At 59.3% G+C, this 12,765-nt stretch carries 16 protein-coding genes; 4 read left to right on the top strand and 12 right to left on the bottom strand.

Annotated elements, in window-relative coordinates:
* Positions 1-67: 67 nt before the first annotated feature.
* From modA to DBQ51_RS01355, 6 genes are read right to left on the bottom strand one after another with little or no spacing between them, the layout of a single operon-like run.
* Positions 68-907 (bottom strand): molybdate ABC transporter substrate-binding protein, encoded by an 840-nt coding sequence (gene modA, locus DBQ51_RS01380; RefSeq protein ID WP_107630554.1) that lies wholly within the window; start codon positions 905-907, stop codon positions 68-70.
* Positions 908-965: 58 nt separating this feature from the next.
* Complete coding sequence (locus DBQ51_RS01375; protein ID WP_107630553.1) at positions 966-1,538, bottom strand: GNAT family N-acetyltransferase; 573 nt, start codon at positions 1,536-1,538, stop codon at positions 966-968.
* A 28-nt stretch (positions 1,539-1,566) separates the two neighbouring features.
* Positions 1,567-2,499, bottom strand: coding sequence for an MOSC domain-containing protein (locus DBQ51_RS01370; protein WP_107630552.1), 933 nt, complete (start codon positions 2,497-2,499; stop codon positions 1,567-1,569).
* Between the two features lie 3 nt (positions 2,500-2,502).
* A complete protein-coding gene (gene moaA, locus DBQ51_RS01365) occupies positions 2,503-3,483 on the bottom strand; it encodes a GTP 3',8-cyclase MoaA (RefSeq protein ID WP_242977797.1) in 981 nt (326 codons plus the stop codon).
* A complete protein-coding gene (moaC, locus tag DBQ51_RS01360; RefSeq protein WP_107630551.1) occupies positions 3,461-3,949 on the bottom strand; it encodes a cyclic pyranopterin monophosphate synthase MoaC in 489 nt (162 codons plus the stop codon). Before moaC ends, moaA begins: the two co-directional genes overlap by 23 nt.
* A gap of 35 nt (positions 3,950-3,984) precedes the next feature.
* Positions 3,985-5,010: a molybdopterin-binding protein gene (locus tag DBQ51_RS01355; protein WP_054326020.1), complete on the bottom strand. Its 1,026-nt coding sequence runs from the start codon at positions 5,008-5,010 to the stop codon at positions 3,985-3,987.
* Positions 5,011-5,227: 217 nt separating this feature from the next.
* Here DBQ51_RS01355 and DBQ51_RS16945 point away from each other — a divergent pair, with 217 nt between their 5' ends.
* Together DBQ51_RS16945 and yqeB are read left to right on the top strand one after the other, a co-directional pair.
* Entirely contained in the window at positions 5,228-5,617 is a 390-nt protein-coding gene (locus DBQ51_RS16945; protein WP_242977796.1) for a winged helix-turn-helix domain-containing protein, read from the top strand.
* A gap of 6 nt (positions 5,618-5,623) precedes the next feature.
* Positions 5,624-6,472, top strand: a complete 849-nt coding sequence (gene yqeB / locus DBQ51_RS01350) for a selenium-dependent molybdenum cofactor biosynthesis protein YqeB (protein ID WP_242977795.1) — start codon at positions 5,624-5,626, stop codon at positions 6,470-6,472.
* 35 nt (positions 6,473-6,507) lie between these two features.
* On the opposite strand, the gene yqeC is transcribed toward yqeB, so the two are convergent.
* Genes yqeC through yedE form a run of 4 tightly spaced genes read right to left on the bottom strand, consistent with a single transcriptional unit; the run spans position 6,508 to position 8,762 of the window.
* The gene (gene yqeC / locus DBQ51_RS01345) at positions 6,508-7,209 is read right to left on the bottom strand and encodes a selenium cofactor biosynthesis protein YqeC (RefSeq protein ID WP_107630550.1); all 702 of its coding nucleotides are present in this window, start codon (positions 7,207-7,209) and stop codon (positions 6,508-6,510) included.
* Positions 7,210-7,223: 14 nt separating this feature from the next.
* Complete coding sequence (locus DBQ51_RS01340) at positions 7,224-7,466, bottom strand: DUF3343 domain-containing protein (RefSeq protein ID WP_054326016.1); 243 nt, start codon at positions 7,464-7,466, stop codon at positions 7,224-7,226.
* Complete coding sequence (locus DBQ51_RS01335; protein ID WP_054326015.1) at positions 7,463-7,675, bottom strand: sulfurtransferase TusA family protein; 213 nt, start codon at positions 7,673-7,675, stop codon at positions 7,463-7,465. The genes DBQ51_RS01340 and DBQ51_RS01335 overlap by 4 nt, the downstream gene beginning before the upstream one ends.
* Entirely contained in the window at positions 7,668-8,762 is a 1,095-nt protein-coding gene (gene yedE, locus DBQ51_RS01330) for a YedE family putative selenium transporter (protein WP_107630549.1), read from the bottom strand. Before yedE ends, DBQ51_RS01335 begins: the two co-directional genes overlap by 8 nt.
* A 107-nt stretch (positions 8,763-8,869) precedes the next feature.
* Between yedE and DBQ51_RS01325 the strand changes: the two genes are divergently transcribed.
* Entirely contained in the window at positions 8,870-10,021 is a 1,152-nt protein-coding gene (locus tag DBQ51_RS01325; RefSeq protein WP_107630548.1) for an aminotransferase class V-fold PLP-dependent enzyme, read from the top strand.
* Here DBQ51_RS01325 and selD read toward each other — a convergent pair.
* Positions 10,008-11,045 carry a selenide, water dikinase SelD gene (gene selD / locus DBQ51_RS01320; RefSeq protein ID WP_054326013.1) on the bottom strand — a complete coding sequence of 346 codons (1,038 nt, stop codon included), beginning with the start codon at positions 11,043-11,045 and terminating at the stop codon, positions 10,008-10,010. The two genes, DBQ51_RS01325 and selD, sit on opposite strands and share 14 nt — an antisense overlap.
* A gap of 250 nt (positions 11,046-11,295) precedes the next feature.
* Between selD and DBQ51_RS01315 the strand changes: the two genes are divergently transcribed.
* Positions 11,296-12,183, top strand: a complete 888-nt coding sequence (locus tag DBQ51_RS01315; protein ID WP_107630547.1) for a DegV family protein — start codon at positions 11,296-11,298, stop codon at positions 12,181-12,183.
* A gap of 44 nt (positions 12,184-12,227) precedes the next feature.
* Here the strand turns inward: DBQ51_RS01315 and DBQ51_RS17475 are convergent, their stop codons facing one another.
* Positions 12,228-12,599, bottom strand: coding sequence for a ComF family protein (locus DBQ51_RS17475; protein ID WP_390126339.1), 372 nt, complete (start codon positions 12,597-12,599; stop codon positions 12,228-12,230).
* Positions 12,600-12,765 lie beyond the last annotated feature (166 nt).

Raw genomic sequence — 12,765 nt, 5'->3', positions numbered from 1 at the left:
CGCGTTACCTCCTCAGATACCAGTGTGGGACTGGATCCCTTTCTCTGTCCGAACCCAGCCTGCGCCGTTAGGCGACTTTAGAGAATCCCACCGCTTCGAACACTGACATGGCCTCGTCTGCGGCAAGGTAGTCCAGAAAAGACCGCGCCGCATCCTGATGCGCGGAGGTTTGCAGCACGGCCGCCGGATAAATGACCTGTCCGCACATTTCGGGTGTCGCCTCATCGACAACGGTCAGGCCCGCGCTGTAAGCGTCCGTGCAGTAAATAACGCCCGCATCCACGCTGCCCTCTCTGACCTGAGTGGTGACCTCTTTGACGTTGCTGCCGTAGGTGATACACTGTGCATTGGTGAGCGCTGATTCATCCAGGCCATAGTAGGCAAGGATTTTTTGCGTATATTGACCGACCGGCACATCGCTGTTGCCCATGGCGAGCAGGATATCCCCCGCTTCCAGATGCGCGGCCAGCATGTCAAAGCTGTCGATGCCCTTGGGGTTATTTTCCGGCACGGCGAGCGTCACCTTGTTTTCCAACAGGTCGACACGGCTGCCCGCCAGCAAGAAATCCAGCCCGTCGGTGTTGACCGATGGGTCAGCCGTCGCATCCAACTGATCCATCTGCTTTTGGCCGGCGGAAATAAACAGGTCGCACATCGCGCCTTCCTCGATCTGGGTCTTGAGTGTACCGGAGGAGTCAAAGTTAAAGGTCAGCGTCACGTCCGGAGCGACGGTTTTGTAGTCCTCGGCGATCTGGTCCAGGGTTTCGGTAAGGCTGGCCGCTGCGAAAACGACCAGTTCAGTTTCCTGCCCTGCTGCGACGTCGCCGGATGCGGCTTCCGTGCCGTCGCAGGCAGTCAGGCTGAGCGCCGTTGCTGCCGTGAGCAACCATACAATGTGTTTTTCCATAGGGGATTCTCTTTTCTTTTTCATGGATTTCTTGGTGGAATATAGCATACGGACAAGATTACAGATGCTTTTCAACATAGTGCGCATCATAAAGGTTCCAGTATTTCCGGTATACGCGGTCGTCCTGTCCGTCAAAATTCAATTGATACATTCTGAATACGACCCGAATATTTTTAGGCTGCCACTGCTCCTCGTAAGAATAGCAATATCGCATGCCGATCTGTCGCATCACTTTTCCGCTTCTGGGGTTGTTTTTATCGTGCGTTGCCGTGATGTAAGGAACACCGTCCTTTCGCAGATACGCGACAAGCGTCTTGCCTGCCTCGGTCGCGATCCCTCTGTGCCAGAACTCACGGCGGAGCGCATAGCCGAAATCATGGCTGTCGTCCGTATCTGCTTTTACATAGCCGATCGGAATGTTATCACTTTGTAGACAAATTGCGAAATGATATGCCTTGCCTGCAAAATGCGTTTCGTAAAATGTCCTGGTATCCTCCAGACTTTTGACGGGGAACCAGGGTAAGAACGTGTTTACCGTTTCATCCATCAAAAGAAGATGCAGAGGCTGCATATCTTTGTCTTCAAATTTGCGCAGGATTAGCCGGTCTGTTTCAAGAGGTATGGTATGCATCAAAGCCTCCTTTTTTGATGTAGAGAACTCAGCGCCCACAGTCCTGCGGCATGCCACGCAGGAGGTCAAGCGCATGGGGGAGCTGGTCCAGAAATACGTCCATGCCCTCCATACACGCCCTGGGGCTGCCGGGCAGATTAATAATCAGCGTCTTGCCGCGGATGACCGCCGCCGCGCGGCTGAGCATGGCGCGCGGCGTGATGCGCATGCTCGCGGCGCGGATCGCTTCCGCGATGCCGGGCGCGTCGCGTTCCGCGACAGCGCGTGTCGCCTCAGGTGTGATATCGCGCGGGGCAAAGCCTGTGCCGCCCGTGGTCAGAATCAGGTCGAGCTGCCGCTGGTCGCACAGGCGGATAAGGCTGCGCTCAAGCAGTTCGCGTTCGTCCGGCCGGACAAGCTGCTCGACAACCACGAATCCGGCCGCGGCCAGCCGTGCGGCGACCAAAGGACCGCTTTTATCCTCTCGCTCGCCTGAAGCGCAGCGGTCGGACAGGGTGACGACCGCCGCCTGATATGGTAAGGGCGCGGTGCGCGGCTCGACTGTCATTTCATCGCCTGCGGAGATTCGCCCGCCTGCGAGCACGCGGGCGAAGACACCTTCACGCGGCATAATGCAATCCCCCATTTTTTTGTAAATCGCACAGTGGTGATGGCATTCCTTGCCGATTTGTGTCAGCTCAAGTAGCACATCCCCGCAGCGCAGCAATGTGCCGACCGGCAGGCTGCGGAAGTCGATGCCCTCCACCACGAGATTTTCCCCAAACGCGCCGGAGCGCACATCCGCGCCTTTTGCGTTAAAAGCAGCAACCTCCTCTGCGGAAAGCAGACTGACCTGCCGGTGCCAGTGTCCGGCGTGTGCGTCACCGCGGATACCCCAATCCTTTTCCAGCAGAGCTTCCTTTCGGCTTTGCTTTTGTACGCCGCGCGTTTCGCTCGTACATACGGCGATTATCTTTCCCATTGACTATCCTCCGATCTGGTTCATGCTTCTTTGCTCGGCGGGGTACTGCGTTCGGGTAAAACAATGGGCGGCAGGTTTTGCCCAAACTGCCTGTTCGATGGCCGTACTCAACGCGTTTTCCGCCGCGCCGCCGCGCAGGAGCGGCTTCAGGTCCGTACCTTGCGGATAGCAAAGGCAGGGCTTCAATATGCCCGTACTGGTCAGGCGCACGCGGTTGCAGTCTGCGCAAAACGAATGGCTGACCGCTTGGATGAGTCCGATGTAGCCCTGAAGAGCGGGCGTGGAATAATAGCGTGCAGGTCCGTTGCCGCGCCGCTCCCCAAAAGGCGCAAGCGTCGGCCAGACTGTGCGCAGGCGGTCAAGAACGGAAGAAGACGCGGCGGAAAGCGCTTTCCTGCCGCCAATCGGCATATGTTCGATAAAACGCACGTCTACAGGGAGCTGCTCCGCCAGCCGCGCGAGTGAGATGAGTTGATCTGCTGTTTCCGGCAGAAGCACAGCGTTTATGCGGGTAGGGAGCCGCCCCGCGCATTGGCGTACGGCGGCGAGCACGTCGTCTGCTGTGTGCATGCGGCGGGTGATGCGTTGATACTGCGCGTTATCGAGGGTGTCCAAGCTGATGTTGACGCTGTCGAGACCGGCTTGGCACAGCTCGTCCAGCAAAGGCGGGAGCAGGAGGCCGTTGGTGGTCAGCGTTACCTGACGCACGCCGGAAACTGCCTTCAGCGCGCGGATAAAATCCGTACAGCCCCGGCGGACAAGCGGTTCGCCGCCTGTGACCTTGAACCGGTCAATGCCCAGCGCCGCCGCCGCACGTGCGACGCGCAGCAGCTCCTCATACCGAAGCAGAGCGCTGTGCGCGGAAAGCGGGATGCCTCCGGCTGGCATACAGTAGCGGCAGCGCAGGTTGCACCGGTCGGTAATGGATAAGCGCAGGTAGTTAATCTCGCGGCCGAGCGCGTCACGCATGGCTGTTGTCCGCAAAGCGGAAATCTCCGCTCTTGCCGCCCTGCTTTTTCAGCAGATGGATGTCCGAGATCACCATGCGCTTGTCGATCGCCTTACACATATCGTAAATGGTGAGCAGCGCGGTGGAAGCGCCGGTCAGGGCTTCCATTTCCACGCCGGTCGGGCCGGCGCAACGCACGGTGCAGACAGCCTGGATGCTCCGTTCTTCTTCCAAAAACGTAAATGCGATTTCGCATTTGGTAAGGTTCAGCCGGTGGCACAGCGGAATAAGGTCGGCGGTGTGTTTAGCAGCCATGATGCCCGCCACCTGTGCCACGCCAAGCACATTGCCTTTTTGGGATGTGCCGCTTTGAACAGCTGAAAAGCATTCCGCGCTCATGCGGATGCGTCCAGAGGCGGAAGCCGTGCGCACAGAGGGCTGCTTCGCGCTTACATCCACCATCACGGCATTGCCGTTTGCATCAATATGAGTAAAAGCCATAACGTCCTCCTGTTCCCGACGATGAAGCCGATGCGTCATATGCCCTTGCCGAAGCCGCAGTTCGGGAAATGGCAGTCCGCGCAGTTCAGGCACAGCCCACCATGCCCCAGACCGGCGAGCCAGTCTGCAGTGACAGGCATGTCTGCCAGCAGACGAGGCAGGACCAGATCGAAGATGGTACGCTTTGCGTACATCACGCACCCCGGCAGGCCGCAGACCGGATGCCCGTCCGGCAGATAGGAAACAAGGAACATCGCGCCCGGCAGCACGGGTGCGCCGTAGCTGATCACTTTCGCGCCCGCATTCCGTATGGCAAGCGGAGTGCGGTCGTCCGGATCGACGCTCATGCCGCCGGTACAGAGAATCAGCTCCACGCCGCTGGCCGCCATCTGACAGATTGCGTCCGTGATCTGTCCCGCGTTGTCGCTGCAAACCGTATGTGCGGTCATTTTACAGCCGTATTCGGCCATTTTCCGCACGAGTACCGGCGTGAATGCATCCTGAATCAGGCCATGATATACCTCGTTTCCAGTTGTGACCACGCCGAAAGAACGGGGACGGAATGGAAGCAGTCGGAGGAGCGGTTCGTCTCCGGTTGTTCGTGCAGCCCGCTCCATTTTTTCTTTTTCGATCACAAGAGGGATCACACGCATGCCGCACAGCTTGTCGCCCGCCTTAACGGGAAAGCCCGAGGCGCGCGTGGCGATTATCATTTCGCCCAGCGCATTGACCGCGCGCAGGCGCTCGATATCGACCAGCAGCAGGCCGTCGGCTTCAGCGATCAGCTCGATTTTCCCCTCTTTAGGAGGGGTGGCGCGCATATGCGCGTTTTGACAGATTGCACGCAGGATATCCGCTGCATCGTTTTCGTGCAGCATGGTTTCGTTATTTTCCCAAATATAGATATGCTCCTTGCCGACGCTGAGGAGGATAGGGATATCCTCCTCGCGGATGATATGACCCTTGCGGAACACCGCGTCCTTTGTGATGCCAGGGATAATCTGGGTGATATCATGGCAGAGCACCTGCCCGACCGCGTCCTGCGTGCGTATCAATTTCATAGGGAAAGCCTCCTGCGGTAAGCTGCGGACTGCTCACAAAAGCGTCCAGCGGCATTTGTATAACACGATTATACCATACTGCAATCTATTTCGGCAACAAATAAGGAATAGAAAAGCGCAGGGCGTTTTTGTCGCACCTTTCGTTATATTAATTAATATATAACGAAAGGTATGCAAAACGGGTGGGCCGTTGCGTTTGAACAGGGGACATGCTATAATGATGGCATATTGGCGGATGGAGGAAAACCTAATGGCGGAGCGGATTCGGGTGAAAGCAAGCCTGCGCCTTGTGCGGGAGGGAAAGCTTTTCGGGCCGGGCGCGGCGCAGTTGCTCGAGGGCGTCGCGGAACTGGGATCCCTGCGGCGCAGCGCCGCACGCATGGAGATGAGCTACAACAAGGCATGGAGCGTGGTACATGCTTGCGAGGAGCAGCTTGGCTTTGCGCTGTTGGAGCGCCGCATCGGCGGAGCGGGGGGCGGCGGCGCGTCGCTGACTGAAAAAGGACGCGCGCTTCTGGCGCGGTACCGTGCGTTCGACAGACAGGCACATGAGATGCTCGACCAGATGGCGCAGGAATATTTTACGGATCTGTTGGGGCAGGAGTGAACTGGAATGTTAAAGCGTGAAGTGCGGCCGTGGGTGCTGGTGCGGGGAGCAGGAGATCTGGCAACCGGAGTGATCGTTCGCCTGTACCGCTGCGGCTTCAGGGTGATCACGACTGAATGTGCGGATCCTTCCGCGATTCGGCGCAAGGCGGCGCTGTGCGAGGCTGTTTGGCGGGGGACATCCAAGGTGGAGGGCGTGCGCTGCCGCTGCGTTTCTGGTGTGGCGCAGGCGGCAGCGGTATCCCGCACGGGCGAAGTGCCGCTGCTGGTGGATGAACGCGCGGCTTGCATCGGGGTGCTGCGGCCTGCCGCAGTGGTGGATGCCATTTTGGCCAAACACAATTTGGGTACCGACCGGAGCTTGGCTCAAATCACGATTGGCATTGGCCCAGGCTTTACTGCGGGCGAGGATGTGGACGCAGTGGTGGAAACCATGCGGGGACACCATCTGGGGCGTGTGATTCGGCAGGGTGCGGCAATACCAGATACGGGTGTGCCGGGGGCGATTGCGGGTTATACGGTGGAACGGGTCATTCACGCGCCGGCGGCAGGGCGGATGCGCTTTGTTAAGGATGAAACTGGTGCGGCAGTGGATATCGGCGCGATTGTCCGCGCGGGGCAGACCATCGCCCGTATTGGAGAAACGCCGGTTTCCGCGACGATAAACGGCGTTCTGCGCGGCCTGATTCGGGAGGGCTATCCGGTATCGGCGGGGCTGAAGATCGCGGATATCGACCCACGGCCGGAACAGGCGGCCTATTGCGATACCATATCGGATAAGGCGCGTGCAATCGGCGGCGGTGTGGTGGAAGCGCTTCTCGAGCTATCCGGAGAAAAGGGGATCGAGTTACTGTAAGCAACGACAAAAACGGGCTGGTATCAGCCCGTTTTTTAGGTCAAGGGAAGCAGCCAGTCGATGAAGTGGGCAGGGGTGTCGTGTAGACTTCCCATGCGGCAGTCCAGGCCGTCAGAGGAAAGCGCCTGCAAAATTTCCTTCGCCTGCGGCCGAACACCGGTAAGATCCGACTGATTTAGGAAGACGCGCAGCTTGTCAGGGGGAAGTCCGACCGCGGCGACGGTTTCCCGAATGCAGGATATCATGGTCTGCGGACCGATCCGCTGGCTGGGAGCCTGCGCCCAGACGGGGTGGAGCTGGTAACGGTGTACCGCTGCCCCGACCGGTCGCCCAAGCGCGGACAGGCCGGCAACAATCAGGCAAAGGCTGGTTTGCGGCGGGAGTACCGGTTCATCCGGACGGTGCAGCTTGAGCGGTAAGCCGTGCGCGCCGTCCGCTTCGCAAAGCGTAATATCGGAAGCGCGGATGGATTGCTGCAGCAAGGCAGCGGGAAGCGCCCCCATTTTCCCGTCTGTAGAACGCGTACCCGCACAGGTAACTCCGGTCCGGCGAAGCTGTTCCTGCAGCTGGATGGGGGGGGGATCGAGCTGCAGGCTGCGGCACAGCGGCGGACGGACTGGAAACATATGGGTCGTGGTGGTCAGCAGGACAGCACGGTGGGAGAGGGCGCGTGCCAGATGAAGCAGGGCGGTCGTTTTCCCGCCGGCCCCTACGGCGGCAATTACGAAAGGTGACATGGGTGTCACTCCTTTCAGGTTTCGCTGCGCCAAAGCAGAATATAACCAGTGGTTCCCGCAAGGTAAATTGCCTCGGTATCCGTATCCAGCAGCGCGCGGCAGTCAGTTTCGGCGGAAAACTGGACGCAGGTGCCGCAGGACGAACTGAGCGTGCGCGGGACTGGCAGCATCCGGACGGGAATATCCGCGTTTTGCAGGGCTTGGAAGCTTAAAAGAGCGCTCAGGTGGGTGTAGAACGTCGCAATATATCGATTCATGGCAGTTTAGTCAGCAGAAGAGAGAATTCATCATCCGCAACCTCGCGAATCTCTACCGCATAACCGCTGTGACCGGCAAAGCGGGAAATATTTTCGACCGCGCAGCGGTCGTCCACCAGCACCTCAAGTTGGTCGGGCGCGCTCCGGCTGACTTCCTTCTGCACCATGACCACCGGCATGGGGCAGGAATATCCTCTTGCATCAACCATTGTTTTTTTCCTCCTTGTGCAGATTCACGACGGATATGATAAACAGCAGGATCAGGCCGATCAGTATCCCGATCTGTCCGGGCGTTCCCACACCTCCAGCGACAAAGGTGCCGCCCGTCATGGCGTCCGCGTTGCCGGCCATGCCGAAATTGTGGGAGAGCGCCGCGCCGGTCAGCATGCCGAATACGGTAACCGCGCTGTCCCCGTTGCCTTCTCCGGCCAAAATGAGCTGGCGGAGCGGGCATCCGCCCAGAAGAACGGCGCCCCAGCCGACCGCTGCCATCCCGAGCAGGTTCCACAGATAATCATGATGGGCAATCGGCTGCACGGCAAGCGTGGGATGGAATCCGCCCAGCAGCAGGTTGCCGATCAGCACGGTGGCGAAGATCGCCGCAAAGCCGCTCACTAAATGGAAGTCGCGGAACAGGAATATGTCGCGGATGCCGCCTGCCATACACAGCCGGCTTTTCTGCGCCAGCCCGCCGACGATCAGCCCGCCGGCGAGGGAAACCAGCCAGTAGGCATGGCTCGCGCCCGGCCCTTCCTCGGAGAAGCGCAGCACAGAAGGTACGGCAAGCAGAAGGACAAGAAGGGCGGCCATAAAACAGGGCAGGACGAAGCCGTTAGACCGCTTTACTTTATAGGCGCGGCCCAGGGAAAATCCTTTTTTCAGGCACAACACACCGATGCCGATGCCGAGCGTGAAGCCGGCAAAGCCGGAAACGGCGGTAAGGTCGCCCCCGGCCAGCCGAAGCACCATGCGGAGCGGGCAGCCGAGGAAAGCGAGCGCTCCGACCATGACAATCATACCCAGTACAAAGCGCAGCGCGGGCGCGGAACCGGCGCGCGCCTCGAATTCACGGCCGGCCGTGGCGGACAGGAGCGCGCCCAGTACGAGCCCGATTATTTCCGGGCGTATGTATTGGACCTTTGCGGCGCTGTGCATACCAAGCCCGCCCGCGATATCACGCAGGAAGCAGGCGATGCAGAAGCCCATATTGGCGGGATTGCCTGCTGCGGTAAGCCCCAGCGCAGCGAGGCCGGTGATAAAACCGGCCAGAAGGATGAGACGGTGGTGTTTGCTCATAGGGAATCTCCTTTAATAAAATGAGGTCGAAATTTTACTTTTGCTGCAGGCTGTGCTACACTGGTCAAAACAGAGCCCTGTACAGAGAGGGCAATGGAGGGATGCCGATGAGAACCATATATCTGGATCATGCCGCGACGTCGTTCCCCAAACCGCCGGCGGTAGGGAAACGGATGCAGGAATATGTGGAAACCGTGGGCGCGACGGTCAACCGGTCGTCCTATGGCGCCGCGCAGGAGGCGGGTATGGTCGCGCTGCGCCTGCGGCAAAGGCTGGGTGCGCTGTTCTCTTTTCCCGACCCTGCGCATGTGGTGCTGACGCCCGGCAATACTTGGGGGCTGAATATGCTGCTGCACGGCGCGCTGCGCCCGGGCGATCACTGTCTGGTTTCCGCGATGGAGCACAACGCGGTCATGCGTCCGCTACAGCAGATGTCGCAGCACGGCGTGCGGTTTGAGCGCGTGCCGTGCGACGCGGAGGGATGCCTTGACTTGCGGGCGCTGGAGCGGATGCTGCGGCCGGATACGAGGCTGGTGCTGCTTTGCCACGCCTCCAACGTTTCCGGCACGGTGCAGGACGCCGAAAGGGCGGGACAGGTCTGCGCTGTGCATGGTGTTCCGTTTGCGCTGGATGCCGCGCAGACGGCCGGACACCTGCCGATTGATTTCGGCAGGCTGGGGCTTGCGGCGCTATCCGTTCCCGGGCATAAGGGCCTGATGGGGCCGCAGGGCATCGGGGCGCTGATTCTGCGGCCGGATTTCGCGGCGGCTCTGGAGCCATTTGTTTCCGGTGGGACGGGAAGCGCGTCAGACAGCGAGGAACAGCCAAGTTATATGCCCGACCGGTTTGAGTCGGGAACACCGAATGTGCCAGGGATTTACGGCTGGGAAGCGGCGCTGGAATACCTGCAGGGCGTTACGGTGGAGACGGTCGCCGCACATGACAGGGTGCTGGCCGAACAGTTCCTGGACGGCTTGCAGGGAGTGCCGGGCGTCGTGCTGTACGGCCCCCGAACCGCCGCGGGGCGGGTGGGGGTATTCAGCCTGGATTTCCCTGGAAAAGATAATGCGGAAGCGGCGTACCGGCTGGAGTGCGAATATGGAATTTTGACACGCTGCGGTTTGCACTGTGCGCCGTCCGCTCATAAAACGCTTGGCACGTTCCCAAGAGGAAGCGTGCGGCTGTCTTTCGGTTGGTTCACGACCGAAGAAGAGGTCGGGCGTGCGCTGGAAGCCATTGCCGCGGTCAGCGCAGGATGATTCTTGCGCCTCCGGTATAGTCGGCCGCTTTGCCGATACGCTGCGCGCTGGGTACGGATGGCCGCAACTCGTCCCAAAGCGCGTCCGCGTCCGCCGGATCGACGGCGATCAGCAGCCCGCCGGAGGTCTGCGGGTCATACAGCAGGTCCTGTACAGCCAGCTCGGTCTGTCCCGCATCGACAAAGGGCTGGGCAAAGGTGCGGTTGCGATACATCCCTTCCGGCAGGATGCCGGTGCGCGCCAGCGCGAGGGCTTCGGGCAGCAGGTCGAACCCTTTTGCGTCAAGCGTCAGCGCAACCCCGCTTGCCTGCGCCATTTCAACCGCATGGCCGAGAAGGCCGAAGCCGGTTACATCCGTGCAGGCATGGACGCGATACCGCACCATGATATCGCGCGCGGCTTTGTTCAGGGTTGCCATCAGGCGATAGGCCTGCGCGAGCGCGGCAGGGGGACAAAGCTCCGCTTTGGCGGCGGTAGTGAGGACGCCGGTTCCGAGGGGCTTGGTCAGAAACATAATATCCCCCGGCCTTGCCCCTGCGTTTGTCAGCAGCCGCTCGGGATGGACAAAGCCAGTGACGGACAGGCCGTATTTTGGCTCCTCATCCAAAATACTGTGTCCGCCGGTGATGAGCGCGCCGGCTTCATATACCTTGCCATAGCCGCCCCTGAGAAGCGCATGGACCGCGCTCTGGGGCATCTTCTCCGGTATACAGAGCAGGTTAAGCGCGAGCTTTGGTTCGCCGCCCATGGCGTAAATGTCAGACAGGGCGTTGGCGGCCGCAATCTGGCCAAACAGAAACGGATCGTCCGCAATGGGTGGAAAAAAGTCCACGGTCTGCACCAGCGCAAGCTCGTCCGACAGCCGGTAAACCGAGGCGTCATCGCTTTTGTCAAAGCCCACCAGCAGATCAGGATCGCGGTGGACCTCTATGCCGTCGAGCAACTGTGCCAAAATACCGGCGCCGACCTTGGCGCCGCAGCCTGCGCAACGAGTAAGTTTGGTCCATTTAATATTTTCTTCCATAGCGGCAGCTCCTTGCTTTGCAGAAAAAAAGCGATTGAAAGCGTGCTTCAATCGCGGTGCCTGCGTGCGTTATCCTAATCAAAAGATAACATGGATGGGGAAAAAGGTCAAGAAAAGAAATGTCTGGACCGTTCCCGAAACGGGTTTTCTGCCGCCTTTCAAGGCATCGACGTTTTACGGTATATGCCTTTTCAGAAAAGCGGTTTCATGGTATACTGGAAACAAATGATGGAATGATGAGGAATGTTTTATGGTTTCATATGCGCTTACCTGCTGTTCGACAGCAGATCTGCCCGCCGAATTCTTTCGGATGAGGCAGGTACCCTTCGCCAGCTTTCATTTTCAGTTGGAGGGGGAAGATTACCTGGACGATCTCGGCAAAACCATACCCTATGAGGAGTATTTTGCAAAAATAGCCGCGGGGGCGCAGCCCACCACGGCGCAGGTAAATGTGGAGGAATACAAGCGGCTGTTCGAACCGCTGCTGCAGGAGGGGAAAGAAATCCTGCATCTGTCATTTTCTAGCGGACTGTCAGGCTCCTGCGCGTCCGCCTGTATTGCGGCCGAAGAAATGCGGGAGAAATATCCGGAACGGAAGATTTATGTGGTGGATACGCTGGCGGCATCCTCCGGCTATGGGCTGCTGGTGGATGCGGCCTGCGATAAGCGCGACGCGGGTATGTCGCTTGATGAATTGCACACATGGGTGGAACAGAACAAGCTCCGGCTCCACCACTGGTTTTTTGCGACCGACCTGACCAGCTTTAAGCGCGGTGGCCGAATTTCACCCGCTGCAGCAACCTTTGGCACGCTGCTGGGGATTTGTCCGCTGCTCAACGTGGATTTTGAGGGCCGTCTGGTTCCCCAGAAGAAAATACGGGGCAAAAAAGCGGTCGTTTCCGAAATTGTTAAAATGATGGAGCAGCATGCGGAAAATGGACTGGATTACAGCGGAAAATGCTTTATTTCGCAGTCCGCATGCATGGAAGATGCGCGCGCGGTAGCGGATATGGTAGAGGCGCGATTCCCGCATCTGAACGGCAGGGTCTCCATAAACAGTATCGGCACAGTAATCGGTGCGCATACCGGCCCAGGGACGGTTGCGCTGTTTTTCTGGGGAGATGAGCGGGACGACTGAAATGGAAAAAGCAGGGAGGATGGTAGCACCATCTCCCTGCTTTTTTAATCTCTGCGGCCGGACGGCGTTCTGGTAGGGGCAAGCACATAAACATGCGTCGCGCCCATTTCGCGCAGCAGCTTGACCGCCGCGGCAGCCGTCGAACCGGTTGTGATAATATCGTCTACAAGGACAACGGATTTACCGGAAAGGTCGATGCCGGCGCGTATCCACAGAGCGCGTTTCGCGTTCTTCTCCCGCGCCGCCGCGTCCTTTCGGCCAGACTGCTTGGGGGTAAACGGCCGCTTCCACAGCGTGGCGGCACAGGAAAGCGAAAACGGGGCGGCGATCCGCTGCGCGAGCAGCTCCGCCTGGTTATAGCCGCGCTGGTACCAGTGGAGCACACCGATGGGGATAAATGTGACAAGATCAGGCATCCAGGTGTCCAGTCGCTCCGCTAAGACCGGCAGGGTCTGCGCGGCGAACCAGTCTGCATAGTGCTGGCGGTGCTTGAATTTGAAACGCTTGACCGCGTCCGCGACCGCACCGGTGTAAAGAAGCGGTGCGGCGGCATCATCGGCTCCGTCGATCTGGAACCGCTCG

The sequence above is a fragment of the Agathobaculum massiliense genome, assembly GCF_900291975.1.
Taxonomy (GTDB): Bacteria; Bacillota; Clostridia; order Oscillospirales; family Butyricicoccaceae; genus Agathobaculum; species Agathobaculum ammoniilyticum.
This window is presented reverse-complemented; position numbering and strand designations above follow the sequence as displayed.